We start from the raw sequence: 23,281 nt of genomic DNA on the forward strand, positions 1-23,281 counted from the left end.
CGGATATGAATTTCGACAAAGAACAATTTAAAGCGGCCGTACAGAGGCGTCTTACGCGCGATTTCAGTAAAGATATAGGACAAAACGATACTCATGATGTGTACGATGCCGTTGCCGCCTCCGTTTTGGACGGAGTTATAAAAAATTGGATGAAAACCCGAAGCGCCTACGATGCCCGCAGGGCGCGTACGATATATTATCTTTCGGCCGAATTTCTTATGGGCCGCGCTTTGGGGAATAATATAATCAATTTATGCATAAAAGATGCCGTGCTGGAAGCTTTAAAGGAAGCCGGCATTGATTATAACACAATAGAAGAGCAAGAACCCGATGCCGGTTTGGGTAACGGCGGCTTGGGACGGCTTGCCGCCTGTTTTTTGGATTCTCTTGCAACCTTGAATTATCCTGCGGTCGGCTACGGCATACGCTACCGCTACGGAATGTTCGAGCAGCGCATAGAAAACGGCTTTCAAGTGGAATACCCCGATAACTGGCTTAAGTACCGCGACCCTTGGGAAATAAGGAGAAGCGACGCAGATGTTGAAGTGTTGTTCGGCGGCAATGTTGCCGTTCGTCACGAAGCCGACGGGCGTGACCATTTCTTTTTGGAAAATGCCGAACGGGTAACCGCTACTCCCTACGATACGCCGATTATCGGTTACGGAACCGATACCGTAAACACGCTGCGCTTATGGGAAGCCTCTTCACCCGACGGTTTCGACTTGCAGCTTTTTAATGAAATGCACTATACGCGTGCCGTTGCACGGCAGAATTCGGCCGAAGATATTTCCCGTGTGCTTTATCCGAACGACAGCGGCCCTTCGGGAAAGGCGCTGCGTTTAAAACAGCAGTACTTTTTTTGCTCTGCCAGTTTGCAGGATATGATACGTTCTTACACGTCAGTCTACGGTGAAGATTTTTCCAAGTTTGCCGACCTTCATGTAATCCAATTAAACGATACGCACCCGGTTGTTGCCGTTCCCGAATTGATGCGCCTCCTTATGGACGAGCACCGTTTGGAATGGGATGAAGCCTGGGCAGTCGTAACAAAAACATTTGCCTATACCAATCACACGATTCTTGCCGAAGCTTTGGAAAAATGGCCTATCGATATTTTTCAGGGACTGCTTCCGCGCGTGTATCAAATCGTTGAAGAAATAAACCGCCGCTTTATTGCCGATTTGCGCAGCCGCTTCCCGGATGATTACGATAAGCAAAACCGCATGAGCATTATCCGAAGCGGTATGATTTATATGGCCTGGCTTGCAATTCATTCGTGTTTCAGCGTAAACGGCGTTGCGGCCCTGCACTCGGAAATTTTAAGAACAAAGGAATTAAAGGATTGGGCCGAACTTTATCCTGCCAAATTCAATAATAAAACAAACGGCGTTACGCAGCGCCGCTGGCTGTTGAGCGCAAATCCGCGCCTTGCTTCTTTTATTACAAAATATGCGGGAAGCGGCTGGGAAACGGATTTATCGGTTTTGAAAAATCTTGAAAAATATGCCGATGATGACGCCGTATTGAATGAATTACTTGAAATAAAACGGGCGAATAAAGAAGATTTGGCATCATGGCTTAAAGAAACTCAAAACGAGTTTTTGGATCCCGAATCGATTTTCGATGTTCAAATAAAACGCCTTCACGAATACAAACGCCAGCTTTTGAATATCCTGCACATTATCTATTTATACAACCGCATTTCGGAAGATGAAAATTTCGCTCCGCCGGCCCGTACCTTTATTTTCGGGGCAAAGGCGGCCTCCGGTTATCGGAGGGCAAAGTCGATAATCAAACTAATCAATTCCGTTGCGGCTAAAATCAATAACGATAAGCGCGTGGGCGGAAAAATACGAGTGGTTTTTGTTGAAAACTACCGCGTCAGTGCAGCAGAAAAAATATTCCCCGCCGCCGATGTGTCCGAGCAGATTTCTACCGCCGGAAAGGAAGCCTCCGGTACGGGCAATATGAAGTTTATGCTTAACGGCGCTTTAACGCTGGGAACTCTCGACGGGGCCAATATAGAAATCGTTGAAGAAGCCGGAGAAGAAAATGCCTTTATCTTCGGCCTTAGAGCCGAAGAAATTCATGCAATGGATAAGGAACACTCCTATAATCCGCAGCATTACATCGGACAAAATCCGCACCTTGCGCGCGCTTTAAATCAGCTTGTGGACGGTACCTTTGACTCCTCGCCGCAAATGTTCCGCGAACTCTACGACTCTTTAGTTTACGGCGTGGAAGGTCAGCGTCCCGATGTCTATTACGTCCTCGCGGATTTTGACGCCTATTGCCGCGCACAGGAAGAAGTTGCCGCCGCCTATACGGATCGTCAAGGCTGGGCAAAAAAAACGCTGCTGAATATTGCGCGCTGCGGAAAATTTTCGTCCGACCGCACTATAGAAGACTATGTGCGCGATATTTGGAAACTTGAAAAAATAAAAATAGATTGATATTGTCTTGCTTTTGTCTTTACATAAAAGAAGAAATTGTTTAGACTGAATAAATCAGGAGGTTTAGATGTTTATTCGCACCGCAAAAACAAAACGGCTTTTTATCATATTGCTTTTTTTATTTCCTGCCGCCGTTTTTTCTCAAGTTAAAAATTATGTCGGAATCGTACGTGAAAAATATTATCCGGAAAGCGTTTCCATGCTTGAAGAATACCGCGAGCTCTTACAGTCAAAAGGATATACTTCGTATGCCAAAGCCGTGGATTCTTATTTAAAAGGCGGTTTCGGTTCGGGCTTTGTCTATGTTGCTCCCGACGGAACAAACTATATTATTACAAACCGCCATGTCGTATCGCAGGCCGAAACGGTATCGATTGAATTTGAAGGAGATAACGGAGGGACAACAAAGTACGACAATTTGAAGGTTTTAAACGCCGATGAAGAAATCGATTTGGCGATTTTAAGTTTTCCCAAGGGTATAAATCCTTTTAAAACGGGTTTATCCTTCAGTTCAAAACCGGCTTCGGACGGTCAGGATGTTTGGACGGCGGGCTTTCCCGGTCTTGCGGGAGAACCTCTGTGGCAGCTGGGAAAGGGTTCGGTTACAAATGCTTCTGCACGGATAAAGGATTTGGTTGATCCGGATATTACCGCTCTTATTCAGCATTCGGCGCAAATTGACGGCGGAAACTCCGGCGGTCCTCTTTTAATTACGGATAAAACGGCGGAAACCGGTTATGCGGTGCTGGGTGTGAATACATGGAAGTATAGGGGCCGTCAGGATACGAACTATTCGATTCCTTCCGCAGCGGTTCAAGCATATATAAAAAAGGTTTTAAATCCGGAGACCTTATCCGCGGTTAAAGAGCAGGCGGAAATGCGTGTTCGGGATTTTGTTGCGGATGCGGCAAAACAGGATAATGATTTTACGGATATTGTAAAATATATCTCATACAGCTATGTCGCTTCCGAAGGAAAAGATGCCTTTATGAAGGCGCTTTCATCGGCCCCTTCCGCCGTGCGTTCGGTTGTAGTTGCCGTTTTTAACAACTATTCTCCTATTGAAGGGATGCGCTATGCCCTTGCATGGGATATATGGCAAAAACTCGGAAAGAATGAGGAACGTTCACTTGTTTCCGCAGGAGAGGTTACCGAGGTATCATCGGTAGTATGTACCGCTCCGATTAAAAGCGAAAAGTTTGAAAATCCTGTAGAAACGCGCTGGATTCCCGAACAGGGCCTATGGAGATTGGAAAGGTTCGGCGAAGTGAAGGAAAAGGACGAAGACGGTAAGCAAGGTAAAAAAACGGGTAAAAAATCGAGTTCGGATAACAGCGATGCGCCTTTTTTCGGTTTTGAAAGCCCCTATGCTTCGGCGGTACAGGCGGGATTTGACGCTTCTTTAAGTAAGGATGCAAAGAGCGGTTTTTGCGCTTCGTATACGTATTTTGCCGATTTTAACGGTTTGGATGCACGATGGATAGGAATCGGACTGGGTTTATCCGCCGATAAAGTAAACTTTGTGTCTGAAAAAGACTATGTTTTTGTAAAGATTAGCGATGCAAATCGGTTCATTATGGGACCCCTTCTTACCGTGCAGGTTCCGATGTCAATCGGAAAAGCCTATGTGCTTCCTTATATATCCGGCTTTTTGGGGTTTAACTGGGCAGGATTCGGTTCTTTTGATAACAAAACGCCGCAGGGCGTTGCTGCAAGTTTTGAAGGCGGCGTAAAAGGCGGATATGATTTTGGTGCGGATATAAACGTGTTTTTAGGTCTCGGATATAGACGTATGAGTCAAAAAGCATCGTCTTTCGGAAAAGGAATGGCTGTGGAAAAAAACTCGCTTATAATATCCGCAATTTTGGTCTTTTAATTAATATGTAGAAGGAGCAGATTATGAAAATAAAAAAGATTCATATTGTTGCATTATGTTTGGTAATTGTTTCGTCATTTCTTTTTACGGGATGTATAACCGCTATGTTGCTTATTAAAGGAATTCAATCCTCGAATCGAGGCAACTTTCTAGCGAAGGCAACAGGTTCTCCGACAGATTCGGTTTTAGTATACGGCTCTTTTGCTTCTGAGAATACATCTTTGGATTTTTTTCAAGCGGATACAACAAAACCGGCTGATTATGGCCATACATATAGCGAAAAAAACTTCTGGGTTTCCAAACCGCTTATTCCCGGCGGCAGATACAAACAATATATAGGGGTTCAAGTAATAAATACGGGTAGAAGTCAAACTTTTTATTATTATTTGTACGGTTTAAATGGACAAAATGATCTCGGATTTACCACCCCGAAAGAACCCGGCTTATATTTCTACGGAAGCAGGAACCCCATATTGGCACTGGGAAGTGAAATGTCTATTGTAAAAGATAAAAAAAGAGAAACCAAAGAAGAACTTAAAGCTTTAGACTTTGCATTAAAGGTATATGGTAAAACCGATTGGGCACCTTTATTAAAAGCAAGAATAGAGGAGTTGAAAAATGAAGAATAAATATGTATGTATATTTGTCTTGTTGTTATGCGCCGTATCGACGATTGTCGCACAGAACGCAAAAGTAAAAGAACCCGGGAAAAAACAGGTCTTGCTTGTCGGCCGTGTTTCTCTTTTGCAAGATATTGATAGAGATTTTTACATTAAAACTCTTGATTTGAACCCTGAATTGAGAGATGCCCCTCACAGATACGGGTTTTTAACATCTCCGAATGCGCAGATTCCATCGGTGCCTATAGATTCCGTGATTGGGGATTATTTCTTTATTCCAATAAAAATACCGAAAGACGGACGTTTTTCTTTAAAGGGATTCTTTGTTTTTCTTTTTACTCCGGAGTCTAATAAACTTACAAAGGGTAATATATTTTATGAACGCGCCCGTCACATTTATCTTCCTTTCGGTATGGATGTGCAGGTTTCGCCTGAAAACCGCTATGTCTATATCGGTTCCTATACCTACAGTTTTGCAGGCGATAACTTTATGGTCGACGGTGTGCAAAGGCGTGATGAGTTTGACGAAGCGCAGGATATTTTAAACGCCCGGCTCGGTAAAGAGGTTCAGTTAACGCGCGCCGTTTTAACGGACCCTGAAGAAAAAGAAAAAAAATAAGGGGCATATGCCCGATAAAAGCGGAGAGACTTAACCCTTTCCGCTTTTTTTATGGTTTGATTGCACGGGGGTAGGGGCGGCTATGAGTAAGCTTATATTAATCAGTTTTGATGCGGTCGGAAGCGATGAGCTTGATGAATTGCTTTTATTGCCGAATTTCAGCCGGCTTGCGGGGCAGGGTACGCTTTTCCGCGATATGCAAACGGTTTTTATATCGAATACCTATCCCGTTCACACGTCGGTTGCAACGGGTGTTCCGCCGAGTATGCACGGTATTATATCGAACACCTTTATAGACCCCGCCGAAGAAGGTGCCTGGTGTTATGACAGCCGGCGTATAAAAGCAAAAACGCTGTGGTGTGCCGCCCGTGAAAAAGGTCTTAAAACGGCCGCCGTCTTATGGCCGGTTACGGGCTATTCCGAAGATATAAACTGGAATCTGCCCGAAGTGGTGATACGAAAGGGCGAAAATCAGGTTGTGCAGAATTTAAAGGCCGGTTCTTTTTTTATTCAAATGCAGGCTTTTTTCCGGCACCGGCACTTGATGCGCGGTATTTCTCAACCCTCGCTCGATAACTTTGCCGTTCACGTTATGCGCGATATAATTTCCGAAAAAAAGCCCGACTTTATGCTTTTGCACTTAACCAGCTTCGATACAATCTGTCATCAATACGGACGGAGCGCTGCGGAAACAAAAAAAGCTTTGGAATACTTGGACGGCTTTTTGGGAGAAATCCTTGCGGTTCTTGAAAAAGATACCACCGTTATCGTATTTTCGGACCATGCCCAGTTGGACGTGCATACGAATCTTCATCCCAACCTTTTACTTGAAAAGATGGGCTTTTTAAAACAAACCGAAAGTTACGATGAAGTTTTTAAAAAAAGCGTAAACATTATAAGTGATTACCGGTATTTTTTCCACTATGCGGGGGGCAGCGCTTTTTTGTTCGGCGGGCTTAATTCGGCATCAAGCGCCAATGCAAAGGAAGATACGGAATGTATAAAAAAAGAGGTTTTGGCAATGGAAGGAGTAGACCGTCTTTTATCCGCCGATGAGATGAAAGAGTCCGGTTTTGCCTCCCCTTCGCCGCTTTATCCTGCAGGAGCTTTATTCGGTGTCTGTGCAAAAACGGGGTATCATTTCGGTGATACTCACTACGAAAAAGGTACGCACGGCTATTCCTTAGACCGGTCCCGCTACGGGGTTTTTTGTGCAGTGAATAAAAAGACGGAAAACTTTTCCTGCTCTTCGATTCTTGACGTTACAAAGCTTGCCGCTCGGGAATTGGGACTTTCGATAGCCCCTTAAAGCCTTCCGTTTCCCGAATGTTTGTGATGCGCCTTCGGTTTTATAAACCCGCGTGTATGTAAAGCCTGCGCGGCGGCTAAAAGCCCCGGCTTGCCTTCCAAGCGGTCTATGACATAGTCCAGCTGTACGCGATTCAAATCCGAGAAAAATTCGTCTTTTTTTACGGCGGGCAAATACGAGCATAAGCCGCGCAGCGAGTCGAACATCTCGAAAGTGCGTGAGAATTCTTTTATCGGGGGTTTGTCGAAGACATGAGCTAAAACCTCACGCATTTGTTTCATCAGTTCTTCATCAAGACTGAGTTCTTCTTCGGGGTTTTCATCGTCTCCCGCGTCTTCATTCTCTTCTTCTTCGGCGGCGCTTTCTTCTTCGAGTTCCTCTTCTTCTTCCGATTCTAAAGGAAGTTCGCCGTTCTCTTCGGATTTATCCCGGGTTTCCAAAGGAATATCGGGTTCAAGTTCGGCCGGTTCGGTTTCAACAGGCTGTTCCATATCCGCATCCGATTCCGTAAAATTTTCGGGTTCGGCTTCCGGGGGTTCATCTATGATTTCAAAATCGTCGTCACCCTCTTTGTCAAAAAAAGGTTCCGGTTCCGGTGTCAGAGGTTCCAAAACATTCTCTTCGGGGTCCGGCTCAAAGTACGGTGCGGTATTCTGCGGCATCCGCTTCGGCTGTGAAGGACGGTTGTCGTACGGAGTTTCGGGAAGGGGATTCTGAAACAGAGAAACAGGGGCCTCATTTTTGTCTTCTTCCTCTTTTTCATCGTCTTCAGGTTCAAATCCGGTTCCGTCCACATCTATAACCGTTTCTTCTTCGGATGGCTCATATTTTTGTGAGTAGGGTAAATCGAAAGGGTTATCGTTCAGTTCCCCGTCTCTGCCGCGGTCATATTCAACGGGCATATCGGGAGCGAGCAGGTCCGAAAAATCAAAAGATTCTTTTTGAGACTCTTTTTCCGGTTGATCGTCTTCGAGTTCGATTAAGTCCAAAGGATTGTATTCGTCTTCGACGGAACTCTCCGGTGCGAGAAAGTCAAGCTGTAGAAATTCGTCTTCATCTACATCGCTGTCCAAAAATTCCGTTTCCCTGTATTGCCCGATAGGCTCCGTTTCCGTGTTTTCATCTTCGGAATCGGGCCTTGTGATATGGTTAAGGATGTTTTCCCGTGCTTCCATCGAATACAAGAGGGTGTCCAAATTTCCTTCGGCGTTGATGGTTTTATTTAAGAGAGCCGTAATGACATCGGTTGCTTCAACGTCGCTGTCGAGGCAGCGGCTGAGCTTGCCCAATAATTCAATTGCACTGAAATTATTTTTATCCAAGTCCAAACACTGTTGTAAAGCCGAAAGCGATTTTTTATGCAAACCCATCGCGTCATAGCATCTGGCCAAATCCGCCCACGCTTCGGAATCGTCGGGCCGACTTTTTAAATATGTTTGTAAAAGCCGTTCGGCATTTTTGAAATCTTTTATATACATAAACTGTACGGCATTCTCTTTTAAAAAGTCGCACTCATCCGGTGCTATGCGTGCAATACGATTTAAACATACATAGGCTTTTTTTAAATCTCTGCTGCGTATAAAGTATTGTCCGAGTATGTTTAAAAGCGGGATATCGTTTTGTTCGCGAATGTACAGTTTTTTGAGCAAAACGGCGGCATCCTGCAGTCTGTTCAATTCAATAAGAATCTTTGCGTAGCGTAATGCGGTTGCGGGGTCATTTTCCTGCAGTTTTCCCAATCGTTCCAATATGGCGGCGGCATTAAAATATTTTTTTTGTTTATCGTATACGTTTCCCAGCCCGCTGAGAGCCGCCATGTTTTCACTGTCAAAATCCAAAACCTTCAGATACATTTTTTCGGCATCATCGTATTTTTTTTGATCCGAATAAAGCCGGCCCAGTTTATTATAAGCGGTTGTATTTTCGGGGTTCAATTTTATATTTTTAAGCAAAAGCTCTTCAGCCCGTTCTTCGGTTCCGCTGCGGACTAATAAATCCGAGTATTGATTGAGAGCATCTCCCCAGCCTGCATTTGCTTTTAAAGCGGCTTCGAAGTGTTGTGCCGCTCTGTCGGGCCGGTTTTGTGCGGCAAAGTGCATGGCGGTATTATAGTGAAGTACGGGGTGGTTGGGATCTATTTGCAGACCGCGGGAAAAAGCGGCAAGGGCTTTATCCGGGTGTCCGCGCAAATCTTCTATGCTGCCTATGTGATTGTAGGCAAGTACGTCTCCCGGGTTTTTTTCAAGGGCATTGTAAAACGATGAAAGCGCTTCATCGTATTTTCCCATAAGCTTATAAGTATAGCCGGCGTTGAATTCCACCTCATCCTCATTGAGGCCGCTTTTTTTCAACTTGTTTATAACGTTCAAAGACTCGTCGAGCTTTCCCATTCTGCGGTATATGCCGCTTAAGTTATTGAGAGCTTTAAAATTTGCAGGGTCTGTTTTAAGAATCTTTGTGAAGATTTTAAGTGCGTTGTCGTCGTCACCCGCTAAAACATATACGCCGGCCAATTTGGTCAATATTTCTTTGTTGTTCGGATCCGCTTTTAAAATCCGTACATAAAGACGGATGGCGGCGTGATAATCTCTTGCCAGTACGGCTTTTTGTGCCTGCCGTATAACCACGGATTCTTTTGAAAATTTCGTCGCTGTTTGACTCATCTCTTTCCCCTTAGGGGCCGTGCGTATACTTCCCGAGACAAGACCCCTTCGATTTTCATATCGGTATTGTCATAGGCTGCTACGGCAAAATAATATATGGCTCCGTTTTTTAAGCCGGAAAGGCGTAAAGATAATACATTGCCCGCATCTATGGGTGATGCCCCCTCGAAGGCGCTTTTCCCCAAGTATTCTCCCGGCGCTTCCCCGTAATAGACGGTATAACCGGATACCGTATTGCCTGCCGAAGCAAGCCAGGAAAGCTCTACGCTGCCGTCTTTTGCCTCGGCAAATACACGTACGGGCGGCAGCGGGGCTTCTTTTTCTTTATAGTGCAAAATTATTTCCGTTATTGAAGGGCTTTTTGTTCCTCCTCCGTCGGTGTAAAGAGCCGCCGCAACCTGAAACCATATTCCTTCCACACCGGAAATGCTTTTTTTATTTTCTACGGGTATCCATTCCGGAGAAAGGGAAGTCCATGTATGATAGTTATTGCCCGCGCGTATAAAAAAGCGGACATCTGTTTGTTCGGGGGTATCGATGACGGCATCCAAGCCTGTAATACGGCTTCCCGGAGGAAGGGGGCCTATAGCCCTGCTTGTAAAATACGCGCCGTCGGGATTAAAACGTGCTTGACGGTAGTCGGGCGGCAGCACCGCTTTTTGTATGCAAAAATCATCTATTTGTCCCGTAAATCCGGGGCATATTTCCAATTCCGCGGGGACGCCTAAAATCGGAATATAGACGCTTCCGTTTTCCCGTCCGGTTGAAGTGGTATACAAGAGCGCTTCCGTTTTCCCGTTTACAAAATATTGCAAAAGCCCCGTTTCTTCATCAAAACACAGGGTGTGCAGGGCCCACCTATTCGGAATAATCATGCTTTTCCCCGAAAAGCGTATGTTTTTTACGGAATTCGATAAAGAAAAAACATTTGTGAAGGTCCATTCGATTTTATTGTTAAAAAAAGCGGCTGCAATCATTTGGTATACCGGAATGTTTTCCATATTTCTGGAAGAACGCCAAGACAGTACGCTTTCGCCGTTTTCCGCCAAAGAGGGATTTAACCAAAAAGACAGGGTAAAAGAACCGGTGGGGCCCTGCCTTCCGAACATACTGCCGGGACCTCCCCTCATTTCCAATCCCTTTTTAGCCCCCTTGCCAAGAGCTGCGTATTTACCCATAATGGTATCGTCCGTTCGGGTTAAACTTGAAGAAAGAACCTTGTAATTTCCCGTGATATCGGAAGGATCGGCATTTTCAAAATTCAGCAGTAAATCGGTATCGGCCCTTAAAGGTACCGAAGCGGTAGATATGCTTACCGCTTCTTTTCCGAAGCGGCCCGGAATTTTTGTAATATTGGCGGAATTTGAAAAAGCGGGCCAGCCGGCATCTCCGCCGAGTACCAGTTTTTTTTCAGCAGCCGTTAAACCGAAGGACAGGATAAAAAGGAAGGAGAGGGCGGTTATATGTTTTGTATATTTCATAAAAGTCTCCCTAATAACGGTACAGAATGAACGCGCAAACAGAACAATACCGGATTTTGCATGAAACGGCGCTTTCGGCACCCCGTTCCAGCGGCGTGTATTTATGGAAAGACGCCGCAAAGCATATCCTGTATGTAGGGAAGGCAAAAAATCTGAAAAACCGTTTATCCTCCTATTTTTCCGGGCAAAAAGATATAAAAACCCGTATTTTGGTTTCAAAGGCCTTTTCTATAGAATATATTACGACCGCGAATGAATACGAAGCCCTTCTTTTGGAAAATACGCTCATAAAAGAACATCATCCGCGTTATAATATAGACTTAAAAGACGACAAGTCTTATCCCGTCGCACGAATTACCAATGAAGTATTTCCGCGGATTATAAAAACCCGCAGAATTATACAGGACGGCTCCTTGTACTACGGCCCCTTTCCCGACGCGGGAGCCCTCGGTACCTTTATAGATACCCTCGGCAGCATATATCCTCTTCGCCGGTGTAAAAAAATGCCTAAAAGACGCAATCCCTGTATGTACTATCATATAGGACGGTGTGCCGCCCCCTGCTGCGGGAAAATCGACAAACATTCCTATGCTTCTATTATCGATGAAATTAGAGATTTTCTTGAAGAAAAAATAGAGGTATCGGTGGAGAAACTTGAATGTAAGATGAAAGAAGCCGCCCAAAAACTCGAATTCGAAAAAGCGGCCCGCTGCCGAGATTGTCTTGCCGCATTAAAAACTCTGCGCATTCAAAACACCGTTGCCGATTTTAATCCCGAAAACCGCGACTACATAGGTTTTTATGCCGAAGGTCCCCTTGTCAGTTTTGCGGTTTTGAAAATGCGCTCGGGAAAGCTCATTATGCGCGATTTGTACCGTACCCGCAGTTTAAAAGAAAACGAAGAATTGATTTCCGAGTTTATCACCGCCTATTATACCGAAAAGTCCATGATTCCGCCCAAAATCTTTGTACGCGATAAGCGGGGCTTGGAGTTGACTCAAAAATGGCTTTTCGATACCTTCGGCATTCAAAGCCTTATTACCGTTCCCGAAGAAACCGACGCCTTTGCGCGCCACGATGCTTCTTTAAATATGGCGGCCCATAACGCAAAAGAAGATATAATCCGCCGTATGCGCGAGCGCGGAGATACTCCCGCCCTTGAAGAGTTGAAAAATCTGCTAAAATCGGAAACGCTTCCGATGCGTATAGAAGGCTTCGACATTGCTCATTTGGCCGGAAAATTTCCGGTTGCAAGCCTTATCAGCTTTTACAACGGCAATCCCGACAAAAAAAATTACCGCATATTCCGCCTCAAATCCCTCGACGGCCGCATAGACGACTTCGATTCCATGCGTGAAGTTGTAAGCCGCCGTTATACCCGTCTTTTAAATGAACATGCCGAAATGCCCGACCTTATTATGGTAGACGGCGGTATAGGGCAGGTAAACGCCGCAAAAGGGGTGCTTGACTCTTTGGGCTTGAATATTCCCCTTATCGGCTTGGCGGAAAAAAATGAAGATATCTATTTTCCGGGAAACAGTACGCCTCTTTCACTTCCGCGCCGAAGCGATGCTTTACGCCTTTTACAGCGCGTCCGTGATGAAACGCACCGCTTTGCGACAAGCCGAAACCAAAGACTGCGTACAAAAGAAAATACGGTCAGCGTATTTACGCGTCTCCCTCATATAGGAAACCGAAGAGCCGCCCTTATTACGGAAAAGTGGGCGACTTTACAGGATTTTAGCCGCGCCTCGGTTCAAGATATTGCCGATGTTTTAACCTTAACTGCGGAAAAGGCCGCCGATGTGCGTAAGGCAGCCCTTCTTATACTTTCTCAAAGCCCCGGTCCGCTTACCGGTTTTACACAGGAGGCCCCCCGTTCAAGCGGTGCCGGCAATACGGGGCAAACCTATACGGCGCAGCTTGCACGTCTTGCCTTGGGCGGCGACGGAAGCGAAGCGGATGCGGGCGGAGCGAAAAATGCGGCTTCCATAGCGGCTGAAGATACTCCCCCGTATAAGGCAAAGCTCCGAAAAGCCGCCGATTTTGAGAGCGGAGAAAATGAGCCGTTATAGCGCCCGTTTACTTTAACATCTTTTGTAACAGTGCAAGTTTTGAATTGTAGGGCGGATAACGCACGGTTATGTCGGGGAAGGTGCCGCGGGTAAGCACCGACTTTGTATGGCTGAAAGTGTCGAAACTTGCCTTGCCGTGATAACGGCCCATACCGCTGTTTCCGATACCTCCGAAGGGCATCTTTGAAGAAGCCAGATGGACAATCGTATCGTTTATGCAGCCGCCCCCGTACGAAAGGCGTTTGACGATAAAGCGTATATTTTGTTTCGACGACGAAAAAAAGTACAGGGCAAGCGGCCGGGGGCGTTCCGTAACAAAGCGGCGCACTTCTTCCAAAGATGAAAATTCCGAAACGGGCATTATCGGGCCGAATATTTCTTCGCTCATAACGGGCGAGTCCGGCAAAGGAGAGTCCAAAATAACCGGCGCTATTTTGCGCGAAGCGGCATCGCGTGCGCCGCCTAACACACGTTTTCCGTTTGCGGGATTTGTTCCGTCAGACAGGGCGGCCAAGCGTTCAAAATGGTGATCCGTGATAATTTTTGCGTAGTCGGGATTTGTAAGCGGATTGTCTCCGTAATGGCGGCCGACCCAATAGCACATGCGTTCAATCAGTTTTTGTTTTATGTCCTTGTGCGCCAAAACATAGTCCGGGCATACACAGGTTTGCCCCGCATTCAAATACTTTCCCCATACGATACGGCGCGCCGCCAAATCGATATCGGCGCTTTCGTCTACAATACAAGGGCTTTTGCCGCCCAGCTCCAAACTGACGGGGGTTAAAAACTTCGCGGCGCTTTCCATAACGAGTCGGCCGACCGTTGTGCCTCCCGTAAAAAATATATAGTCGAACTGCTGTTTGAGCAAATCGGCATTTGCTTCGCGTCCGCCTTCGACGACGGCAACGTATTTTTCAGGATATATCGAGCGGATAAGTTTTTGTATAAGTTTGGAAGTTGCCGGAGAATAATTCGATGGTTTTAAGACGGCGCAGTTTCCGGCCGCAATAGCTCCCGCAAGGGGATCCATTGCAAGCTGAAAGGGATAGTTCCACGGCGACATAATAAGAACGCGCCCGTAGGGCTCAAAATGCATGGCCCCCTTTGCCGGAAACAAAGCCAAAGGCATTGAAGCGCGTTTCGGCTTTGCCCATTTTGAAAGATGTGAAATCAAGTAGCGTATTTCTTCAAGCACAATGCCGATTTCGGTTTCGTAGGTTTCAAAGGGCGCCTTATTTAAATCGGCTTTAAGGGCGTCAAAGATTTCGGTTTGATTGTCGGCGATAACCCGATACAGTTTTTTTAATTGATTTTTGCGGAAGCTTATATCGAGGGTTTCTCCGCCGTTAAAATACTCTTTTTGGATTTGTACCAATTCGGCTATATTACTCATAGCACCAAGCATAAACCCGAAGACGGTGAAAGTCAAGGGCGCAGCGGAATCCGTTTTAGGCTTTCATTCTTTTATAAATCGCGAAGGATTCTTCATCAAAGCACACGATATAAACCTGCATGGTATCTCCGCTTTCGGCTAAAAAACGGCGGATTTCACTCAGGGCTGTTTCGGCGGCTTCCCGTTTGGGGTAGCCGTACACGCCTGTGCTTATGCAGGGAAAGGCGATTGACGAGCATCCGTTTGAGGCGGCAAGCTCTAAGGAGCGGCGGTAACAGGATGCAAGAAGTTCCGAATCGCTTGAAGCGCCGCGGTAAACGGGGCCGGGGGTGTGGATAACGTAGCGGGCGTTCAGGTTATAGGCTTCCGTTATTTTTGCATCTCCGGTTTTACAGCCGTTGAGCTTTTTACATGCTTCCAATAAACGGGGGCCGGCCGCACGGTGTATGGCTCCGTCTACGCCGCCTCCGCCCAGAAGGGAGGTGTTTGCGGCATTTACAATCGCGTCAACCTTCATTTGTGTAATATCCTGCATAAGAATATGTATGGGCATGTTTTTATTATACGGCTAAAATGCCGCCTCCGCAAGAAAAAAACGCTTGCCTGTGCGTCTTTTTTTCTATATAATTCCGTTATGATTAAACGGCTTGAACAAATGGCTGAACGGTTTAAAGAATTGAATGAGGCCGTTCAGGATCCGGAGTTGATAAAAAATCCGAAACAATATAAAGAGGTGATGCGCGAACATTCGCACTTGTCGGAGGTAATGCGCGAATTCGAGGAGTACAAAAAGCTTTTGCAGGGTATCGAGGACGCAAAGCATTTGATTACCGAAGAAGACGATCACGATATGAAGGAATTTGCGCGCGAAGAATTAAAGGAGCTTGAAGAAAAGCTTCCCGTAATGGAAGAAAAGCTCAAATTTTTGCTGATTCCGCCCGACCCTTTGGAAGAAAAAAATATTATTATGGAAATCCGCGGAGGTGCCGGCGGCGACGAAGCATCGCTGTTTGCGGCGGATTTGTTCCGTATGTACACGCGCTATGCCGATATGAAGGGCTGGAAGTACGAAATTATGGGCGCAAACGAAACCGAGGTGGGCGGCTATAAGGAAATATCTTTTTCGATAAGCGGAAAATACGTATACGGCAGTTTGCGCTATGAAGGCGGGGTTCACCGCGTTCAGCGTGTGCCGGAAACCGAATCTCAGGGGCGCGTGCATACAAGTGCGGTTACGGTGGCGGTGCTGCCGGAGGCCGAAGAAACGGAAATCGAAATACGGCCCGAAGATTTACGGGTTGACGTGATGAGGGCGGGCGGCCCGGGCGGTCAGTGCGTCAACACAACCGATTCGGCGGTGCGTCTTACCCACTTGCCGACGGGCTTGGTGGTTATTCAGCAGGACGAAAAAAGTCAGATAAAAAACAAAGCGAAGGCTATGCGCGTGTTGCGGGCGCGGCTTTTCGATTTGGAAGAGTCGAAAAAAAATGCCGAGCGGGCGGCGGCGCGTAAAAGCATGGTCGGTTCGGGCGAGCGCTCCGAGCGTATCCGTACTTATAATTTTCCGCAAAACCGCGTAACGGATCACCGCATAAACTTAACATTGTACAAGCTCGATTACATTATGCAGGGCTATTGCGACGAGCTTATAGACGCTCTGTGCATTTACGCAAAGGAAGAGCGGCTGCATAACGAACTGTAAAAAACGGCGGCGGTATGGATATAAGCGTGTTTCAGGTTGCAGGGCCTGTTATGACCGGGCCTTCAAGTTCTCACACGGCGGGGGCGGCGCGCCTTGCACGTATCGCCGCGAACATTGCACGGCCGCCTTTTGCAAAGGTGAGTTTCGGCTTATTCGGAAGTTTTGCCGAAACGGGACGCGGGCACGGAACGGATAAGGCTTTGGTCGCAGGCGTTTTGGGTTTTTACGAAGACGATGAGCGCATTGGCGACTCCTTTTCGTACGCGCGCAACGCGGGTTTGGCCTTCGACTTTTACGAAGCCGATTTGGAAGGCATGCACGAAAATTCCGCCCGGCTTACCTTTACGAAAAACGACGGCTCAAGCTGTGAAATTACCGGCTCTTCGGTCGGCGGCGGAAGAATCCTTGTAAAATCGATAGACGGATTCGACACCGAATTCGCGGCTGAAACGAACACCCTCATTGTGTTTCAAAAAGACGTTCCCGGCGTTATAAGCGAGATTTCGGGCGTTTTGGCGCAAAACAAAATCAACATAGCGGTTATGAAGGTGAGCCGTAAAGAACGCGGCGGCTTTGCATGCTGTATTATCGAAACCGATTCGGCCGTTGAAGCGGGTATAAAAGAGAAGCTCGACGCATTGGCGAATGTGATTTCGGTGATTGTGATAAATGTGTAGGGAAGCTGTGTATCGGAACTTTGAACAATTGTGTGCGCTGTGCGCTGCGGAAAAAAAGCCCCTATGGCGTCTTATTTTGGATAACGAGTGCGCCCTTCAAAATACAAGTGAAGAAGCGGTTTTTGCCGAATTGGATAAGCGTTTTAGGGTTATGGAAGAATCGGCTTTCAAAGCTTTGAACGCTCCCTTGAATGCCGAGCGCAGTCTTATAAACGGCTATGCAAGCCGCCACCACGCATATACGCAAAAAGGCTCTTTTTTATGCGGAAACTTTATAAACCGCGTTATGTCGCTTGCCCTTTCGGTGTCGGAAGTGAACGCTTCGATGGGGCGCATTTGCGCCGCCCCGACTGCAGGTTCAAGCGGTATTATCCCTGCCGTTTTGATAGCCTTGAATGAAAGGGAAGTATCCTCTTCTTCGGCGGACGGTACAGAATGTGCAGCCGGTACGGCGGATGCTCCGGAAGCTGCGGCGGACAGTCAAACGTTGTCGGCGGCTTTCGCCCTATCTGCCTCCCGCAAAAAAATCCTGTGCGCACTTTTAACCGCGTCGGGACTCGGTGCGGTTATCGTAAAAAATGCAACCGTTTCCGGGGCCGAGGGCGGCTGTCAAGCCGAATGCGCTTCGGCTGCGGCAATGGCTTCGGCGGCTGCGGTTGAATTTGCCGGCGGTACGGTAGAACAAAGTATGAACGCTTTTTCTTTTTCTCTGATGAACGCGATGGGCCTCGTGTGCGACCCCATAGCCGGCTTGGTGCAGATTCCCTGTGCCCAGCGGAACGCAAGCCAGGCGGTAAACGCCCTTATAAGCGCGGACATGGCGCTTGCGGGTATGAGCTCTCCCGTTCCCCCCGATGAAGTGCTTGAAGCGATGTTCCGTACGGGGAAAATGCTTCCCGCGGCCCTCAAAGAAACGGCAAAGGGCGGTCTTGCCGCAACAAAAACCGCAAAAAGTTTGGCAAAAAAACTGCTGGGATAAGATGAAAATAATAAGGTTTTTATTTGCAGCCGTATTATTTATAACTTCTTGTCATATAGGAATAAATTTATTTATAAAAAGTAAAGCGGTACCGATTTCAAAAGAAACAATACAAAAGGAGATTTCCGTTGTTTTAACCGATAATCAAATGCAGATTGCAAGTTATATATTTACAAAAAATAAAAATCCGAGATTTAAACATCTTCTTTTGTTGCCGGATATGTTTTCCGTTAAAAATAATGTTGCACGGTATACGGCGGAATTTTGTCTTGCAAATAATGACCAAATAAAAACGATAACGACTACGGAGCGTCGGTTTATAATAATTGCAACGGCAAGGTACATTGTCAAACATATAGATTATAAAGATTGTTATAATTATTTTTTTTCAAAGTGTTATTTCGGCCGCAACGTTTTCGGACTCAAAAACGCCTGCAAATTTTACTTTAATAAGAATTCTACGGATTTAACCGAAGCGGAATTTACAAAATTATGTTTACTTATTATGAATCCCGCCAAGTACGATTTTTTACCTTCTTCTATAGACTCCGATAAAGCCCCTCCTTGATTTTTACACACGAAACAGGAATGCCTTATCAGAATATTATTAATTATTATCTGGCGGAATGCGTAAAAGAAAAAAAGCGGATGATGGTTGCATTTTCAAAACAAAACCTCTCAATAATGGGTAAGAAGGAATTTGTAATACAGGTGTTCCGGCGTCGGCTGTTATGGCCTAAAGGCAGCCCTCAAATTGCTTAATAAGCGCATCCAAAGATTTTTTATCCTTCAGTTTTTTGTATATTTCCGCCAATTCAAAGCGTACGCCGAGATTATCATTGGGGCATAGCACGATCATGTATTCCATAACGTCGGCCGCTTCTTTTAAACGGCCCAGTTGAGAAAGGGCATCACTGTAATACCAAAGAGCCCTCATATAAGGGCGGGTTTCCAAAATACCGTAAAAATCTCCCGTATTTTTTTTAAAATAATTTTTATCATGAACTTTTTCAAAACATTCTTTTGCTTTAAGAGCATATTCCAATTGTTTGCCTATAGTTTTTGAATCTTCGGCTAAAATACAATAAGCATCGGTACAGTTTTTATCGTATAACAAAGCCTGCTTTACAAGCCGTTTCCGTTCACGCAAACCTTCCGGTACATCGTCTTCGGTGTCCCATGCCGTCCAACAAAGATCTTGAGCAATAGCGGCGGAATCTGTCAGTATCTCCCCTAATTCATTTTTATAAACAGGTAAACTTTTTTGAGTATCTTTTATCTTGGCATCGTAGGAATATACGGGCTTTTTCATTCCTTCAGAAATGAAAGCCTCGTGAGGAGAATAAATCTTACCGAATTCTTTTTCCAGTGCGAGCGTAAGATATTTTCCAAACTCGTCATAAAGATACTCAGGGGCTGCGGTTTCCAAAGCAACATCTTCCGTATACAATTTTATTTGGTTCATGACGCTTAAAACACTGCGATTGTTTGTCGCACTTGTCTTCGGTTCTTTTGTGTAAGGAGCAATGTATGTGGAAAAAAAGTCGGGAATAGCTTTGTAGTCACAATAATTTTTCAGCTCCGTAATTGCAGCATCATAAAATGCCGTTACCGATGTTATTCCTTTTGCCGGAATAATAACGGAAAGAAAAGAATAAGCATTCGTTATAAGAAAATATTTTTTGCGGTTATTTCTAAAAATGTTTACAAACCATTCACAATACCGGTTTTCCGCATCCGCCGTTTCCGGTACGGGATTATTTAATTGTGTTTGCGCCGTTTTTGTCAATCTGAATATCATAACATTAACTCCTCTAAGCGATTATACAATAAACTTATTTTTATTGTAAGTTTATTGTCCGTATTCACAATAATTAGGACAGAGGCGAATATTTTTACGTACGGAAGATACGGCATCGACTGCCGTTATCCCTACTCCGGCCTGCACATTTGAGCCCTTTTTTGCCGAATTTAGGGGTCTTAGAGCATCACACTTGGAGACTCTATATCGTTTGGCGTGTTTTTTGCCGAATTTGAGGCCAAAATGCACATATGTTCCCGAAGACATAAAAACGGCACTTTTTTTGTTCCCGGGAACATAGTGTGTGCGAAGTGTATTCATATAAAAAAGGGTGTGTTTTTCCGTAAAATCTTCGGTTGACTCGCTTTTTTCGTTATGATAAACTTGCAATTACATTCTCTTTTATGCGGAAAATCCTATGAAAAGATTTTATGTGTTTGTCTTTTTCTTTATTTTTTCCTTTATGCTTTATGCCGAAAAAAATATTTACGAAGATATTTTGAATTACAGGCTGGAAAAAGACAACGGCTATACATATCTTGTTTTGGAAGCCCTGATTGCAAAAAACGATTTTCAAAAAACAAAGAATAATGCCTCCGCTTCTTTTGCCATGGGTACGGGCGATATGGCTTTTACCGTAAGTAAAGATAAAAATAAGCGCGGCTTTTCGGCTTCTCCTTATGCCGATTTGTCTTTCCCTCTTTTGAATAATGCCGGTTTAAAGATCAGTACCCCCTGCGAGGAAGCGGGCGGTATAAAAAGTTACGGGGCTGCAATAGGTGTGTCGGCAGAGCTTTTCGGCAAAACCCGAAAGCAGACAAAACTGCTTTTGCATCAGGCGGAAGACGTGTGGCGCAAGGCGGAAAAAAAAGCGGCATACGGTGCGGAATTAACGGAAAAACAGCTCCTTTCGGATATTCAAAATCTTTTTAATGAATACATTGTTCTTTTGGATAAGGAAACGGACGAAACGCAGGCAAACATCAATTATGAAAAAGTAAAGGCTCAAGGATATGGAGAAACTTCTTCAAAATCAAGGGCTTCCGAACTTTCGCTTTTGACGGCGGAGCGCGAGCGCAAACAGGCGGATTTTTCTTTTTCGCTCACATATAAAAAGTTTTTGCAGTCTTGCGGCCTGAGTGAAGAAGAACATGAAGCGCATGATTTTTTGGTTACGCTTGCGCAGGCAATACCCGACCGGGAGGCGGTTTCGATTGACGGTTTTACCGCGGAAAACTATATACCTATAAAAGAGGCTGAAAAAAAGTATGCCGGTAATGCGGCGGAGCGGAATCTTGCGGTTTCTCCTTTTTCATTAAGCGCTCAAACGGGATATGCTTATAAAAAAACAAATGCGGGAAGCACAAGCGGCGAATCTCATACCGCTTCGGCAGGTGTAAGCATGGAGCTTCCCGGAACAAAACTTTCGGCGGGAATTGAGCTTCCCGTTAACGGCAAAGCTTTTGACACGGCGGCTTTTAAGATAGGAATTTCGTTCAGCCCTCTTGCCGCTTGGAATTATGCTTTGGACAAAAAAAGTACGGAAGCTCAAAACAAAATAGAAGGGTTGCAATTAAGCGATTTGATAAATTCCTTTGATGCCGAATTTAAAACAATAAAAATAAAAAGAGAAAATATTCAATGGCAAAAAAAGCTTTGTTTTGAAGAGCTTTCCATATATAAACAAAATGATGAAGACCATAAGGCGTGGTTTGCAAAAGGGTTTGCAAGTTCTTTTGAAAAAATGCAGGCGGAGCTGGAATATAAAAAAGCCCTTGCCCGCTTCGTACATGCAAAAATAAACAGTGCGGTTTTTAATATAGAAACCTTTTTGATTTTTGAAAAAGACTGAAAAGAGGACTCTTTTAACTCTGCTGCCGAAAGAGGGTATGTAATGGAAGAAAACGGTAACGGTAATGAAATAAAAACCGAAGTAAAAACGGAATCCGCCGCACAAAGGCGGGCAAAGAGAGCGAAAAAGAAAAAGATTATATGGTTTGCCGTTTTAATCTGTTTTACCGCCTTTCTCGTTTATTATTTTATTCCCAAAAAAAAGAAAGCGGTAGAACTTCCGCCGATAACGGTTCAAAAAGAAACCGCTAAAAATCAAATACAGATTTCCGGTTATATTGAAGCCGCACGGGAACAGAAATTTCAGTCGCCCGGCGAAGGTATTGTAGAAAAAGTAAATGTAAAAGAGGGCGACACGGTAAAAGAAGGTCAGCTTCTTTTTGCTTTGGATACCGCCTATCAGGAAGTGCAGTTGGCAAAGCACGAGTTTTCAATGGAAAAGGAAAAAATTAACGGGGCTTCGTATGCTCTGCGTCTTATGGAAAAAGAAAAAGCCCTTTTTGAAAAACAGCTTAAAGACAGGAGCGTGTATGCGAAATTCGACGGTGTGGTTGCCGCCCTTAATTTGGATAAGGGACAGTACGCAAAAGCTCAGGATAATTTCGGCATACTGATAGACCGCTCTTATTTTAAAGCAACGGTGGAAGTATCGGAGTCGGATGCGTTCCGTCTTGCCGTCGGCAAAAAGGTTTTGTTGAATTTTTCGGCAGTACCGGGCGTAAGCGTAGAAGGTGAAGTAACCGCCTATCCTTCCATAGCGCGCCTTAATGCCCAGAGAGGCAACACGGTATTGGACGTAAAAATCGTAGTGAAAAATCCGCCTGAAGGAATTTTACCCGGCTATTCTTTTTCCGGCACCATAATTGCGGGTGAAGACGAGGAAATCCTTATAGCCGAGCAAAGTGCCGTCCGCTATGAAGAGGGAAAACCCTTTGTAGATAAAATAAACGAAAACGGTAAAACCGAAAGCGTTCAAGTGGAAATATCGCCGTATACCAGAGGCTTTATTAAATTCCTTTCGGGAGTGAAAGAGGGCGATTCATTGGTTAATCACGGCAGTACCGGCATAAAAGACTTCGATTGGTGATAAAATGGCCGGCAGTATTGTTTGTCTGAAAGATGTGCACAAAACATTTGTCGTAGGAGAGCTTGCGGTTCATGCTTTGAGAGGTATTTCTTTTGAAGCCGGCGCTTCCGAATTTATTTCGATACTCGGGCCTTCGGGTTCCGGAAAATCCACCTGCATGAATATGATAGGCTGCCTTGACAGACCTACCGAGGGAGATGTTTTTATAGCGGGGGAAAATACCGCTATGATGAGCGATAAAGATTTGGCTGTTTTACGCAACGAAACGGTAGGCTTTGTTTTTCAGCAATATCATTTGCTCTATAACCTTAACGTGCTGGAAAATGTTATGCTCCCTCTCAGGTATCAGGGAATTCCTATTGAACAAAGAAAACGGCGGGCCGCCGAAGAACTTGACAAGGTCGGTTTGAGCGACAGGTTAAAACATCGGCCCAATGAGCTTTCGGGTGGACAAAAACAGCGCGTTGCCATTGCGCGTGCCCTTGTAACACGTCCCAAAATAATTCTTGCCGACGAACCGACCGGAGCCTTGGATTCGGAAACGGGAAAATCCGTACTTGACCTTTTTTTCGATATAAACAGGCAGGGAACCGCCGTCATAGTTGTTACACACGACTTGGACATAGGAGCAATGGCTCCGCGTTCAATCAACTTAAAAGACGGTTTGATTGTGTCGGATATAAAACGGCCTTAAC

General features: G+C 45.3%; 18 protein-coding genes. 13 read left to right on the forward strand and 5 right to left on the reverse strand.

Annotated elements, in window-relative coordinates:
- Positions 1 to 5: 5 nt before the first annotated feature.
- The 5 genes from V1L52_RS00665 (at position 6) to V1L52_RS00685 (ending at position 6,877) form a co-directional block, all read left to right on the forward strand.
- Positions 6 to 2,453: a glycogen/starch/alpha-glucan phosphorylase gene (locus V1L52_RS00665; protein ID WP_428770369.1), complete on the forward strand. Its 2,448-nt coding sequence runs from the start codon at positions 6 to 8 to the stop codon at positions 2,451 to 2,453.
- A 67-nt stretch (positions 2,454 to 2,520) separates the two neighbouring features.
- The gene (locus V1L52_RS00670; RefSeq protein WP_428770370.1) at positions 2,521 to 4,329 is read left to right on the forward strand and encodes a S1 family peptidase; all 1,809 of its coding nucleotides are present in this window, start codon (positions 2,521 to 2,523) and stop codon (positions 4,327 to 4,329) included.
- A gap of 23 nt (positions 4,330 to 4,352) precedes the next feature.
- Entirely contained in the window at positions 4,353 to 4,958 is a 606-nt protein-coding gene (locus V1L52_RS00675) for a hypothetical protein (RefSeq protein ID WP_428770371.1), read from the forward strand.
- A complete protein-coding gene (locus V1L52_RS00680; RefSeq protein ID WP_428770372.1) occupies positions 4,948 to 5,568 on the forward strand; it encodes a hypothetical protein in 621 nt (206 codons plus the stop codon). The genes V1L52_RS00675 and V1L52_RS00680 overlap by 11 nt, the downstream gene beginning before the upstream one ends.
- Before the next feature lie 82 nt (positions 5,569 to 5,650).
- Positions 5,651 to 6,877 (forward strand): ectonucleotide pyrophosphatase/phosphodiesterase, encoded by a 1,227-nt coding sequence (locus V1L52_RS00685; protein WP_428770373.1) that lies wholly within the window; start codon positions 5,651 to 5,653, stop codon positions 6,875 to 6,877.
- Here V1L52_RS00685 and V1L52_RS00690 read toward each other — a convergent pair.
- A complete protein-coding gene (locus tag V1L52_RS00690) occupies positions 6,874 to 9,540 on the reverse strand; it encodes a tetratricopeptide repeat protein (RefSeq protein WP_428770374.1) in 2,667 nt (888 codons plus the stop codon). The genes V1L52_RS00685 and V1L52_RS00690 overlap by 4 nt on opposite strands.
- Positions 9,537 to 11,021 carry a hypothetical protein gene (locus V1L52_RS00695; protein ID WP_428770375.1) on the reverse strand — a complete coding sequence of 495 codons (1,485 nt, stop codon included), beginning with the start codon at positions 11,019 to 11,021 and terminating at the stop codon, positions 9,537 to 9,539. Before V1L52_RS00695 ends, V1L52_RS00690 begins: the two co-directional genes overlap by 4 nt.
- Before the next feature lie 26 nt (positions 11,022 to 11,047).
- Here V1L52_RS00695 and uvrC point away from each other — a divergent pair, with 26 nt between their 5' ends.
- A complete protein-coding gene (gene uvrC / locus V1L52_RS00700) occupies positions 11,048 to 13,096 on the forward strand; it encodes an excinuclease ABC subunit UvrC (RefSeq protein WP_428770376.1) in 2,049 nt (682 codons plus the stop codon).
- Positions 13,097 to 13,103: 7 nt separating this feature from the next.
- On the opposite strand, the gene V1L52_RS00705 is transcribed toward uvrC, so the two are convergent.
- The gene (locus V1L52_RS00705; RefSeq protein ID WP_428770377.1) at positions 13,104 to 14,489 is read right to left on the reverse strand and encodes an aldehyde dehydrogenase; all 1,386 of its coding nucleotides are present in this window, start codon (positions 14,487 to 14,489) and stop codon (positions 13,104 to 13,106) included.
- 55 nt (positions 14,490 to 14,544) lie between these two features.
- Positions 14,545 to 15,042 carry an O-acetyl-ADP-ribose deacetylase gene (locus V1L52_RS00710; protein ID WP_428770378.1) on the reverse strand — a complete coding sequence of 166 codons (498 nt, stop codon included), beginning with the start codon at positions 15,040 to 15,042 and terminating at the stop codon, positions 14,545 to 14,547.
- Positions 15,043 to 15,123: 81 nt separating this feature from the next.
- Here V1L52_RS00710 and prfA point away from each other — a divergent pair, with 81 nt between their 5' ends.
- The 4 genes from prfA to V1L52_RS00730 all read left to right on the forward strand — a co-directional run bounded on the left by prfA (position 15,124) and on the right by V1L52_RS00730 (position 18,415).
- Positions 15,124 to 16,191, forward strand: coding sequence for a peptide chain release factor 1 (prfA, locus tag V1L52_RS00715; protein ID WP_428770379.1), 1,068 nt, complete (start codon positions 15,124 to 15,126; stop codon positions 16,189 to 16,191).
- Positions 16,192 to 16,205: 14 nt separating this feature from the next.
- Complete coding sequence (gene sdaAB, locus V1L52_RS00720) at positions 16,206 to 16,868, forward strand: L-serine ammonia-lyase, iron-sulfur-dependent subunit beta (protein WP_428770380.1); 663 nt, start codon at positions 16,206 to 16,208, stop codon at positions 16,866 to 16,868.
- Positions 16,861 to 17,847, forward strand: a complete 987-nt coding sequence (locus V1L52_RS00725; protein WP_428770381.1) for an L-serine ammonia-lyase, iron-sulfur-dependent, subunit alpha — start codon at positions 16,861 to 16,863, stop codon at positions 17,845 to 17,847. Before sdaAB ends, V1L52_RS00725 begins: the two co-directional genes overlap by 8 nt.
- 220 nt (positions 17,848 to 18,067) lie before the next feature.
- Positions 18,068 to 18,415 (forward strand): transglycosylase domain-containing protein, encoded by a 348-nt coding sequence (locus V1L52_RS00730; protein ID WP_428770382.1) that lies wholly within the window; start codon positions 18,068 to 18,070, stop codon positions 18,413 to 18,415.
- 168 nt (positions 18,416 to 18,583) lie between these two features.
- Here the strand turns inward: V1L52_RS00730 and V1L52_RS00735 are convergent, their stop codons facing one another.
- Positions 18,584 to 19,648, reverse strand: coding sequence for a DUF6933 domain-containing protein (locus V1L52_RS00735; RefSeq protein ID WP_428770383.1), 1,065 nt, complete (start codon positions 19,646 to 19,648; stop codon positions 18,584 to 18,586).
- 418 nt (positions 19,649 to 20,066) lie between these two features.
- Between V1L52_RS00735 and V1L52_RS00740 the strand changes: the two genes are divergently transcribed.
- Genes V1L52_RS00740 through V1L52_RS00750 form a run of 3 tightly spaced genes read left to right on the forward strand, consistent with a single transcriptional unit; the run spans position 20,067 to position 23,280 of the window.
- Positions 20,067 to 21,500: a hypothetical protein gene (locus V1L52_RS00740; RefSeq protein ID WP_428770384.1), complete on the forward strand. Its 1,434-nt coding sequence runs from the start codon at positions 20,067 to 20,069 to the stop codon at positions 21,498 to 21,500.
- Between the two features lie 42 nt (positions 21,501 to 21,542).
- Entirely contained in the window at positions 21,543 to 22,586 is a 1,044-nt protein-coding gene (locus tag V1L52_RS00745; RefSeq protein WP_428770385.1) for an efflux RND transporter periplasmic adaptor subunit, read from the forward strand.
- A gap of 4 nt (positions 22,587 to 22,590) precedes the next feature.
- Positions 22,591 to 23,280: an ABC transporter ATP-binding protein gene (locus V1L52_RS00750; protein ID WP_428770386.1), complete on the forward strand. Its 690-nt coding sequence runs from the start codon at positions 22,591 to 22,593 to the stop codon at positions 23,278 to 23,280.
- Position 23,281 lies beyond the last annotated feature (1 nt).

Origin of the sequence: Treponema sp. HNW (genome assembly GCF_050320395.1) — a bacterium.
In the GTDB taxonomy this organism is placed as follows: domain Bacteria; phylum Spirochaetota; class Spirochaetia; order Treponematales; family Treponemataceae; genus Treponema_C.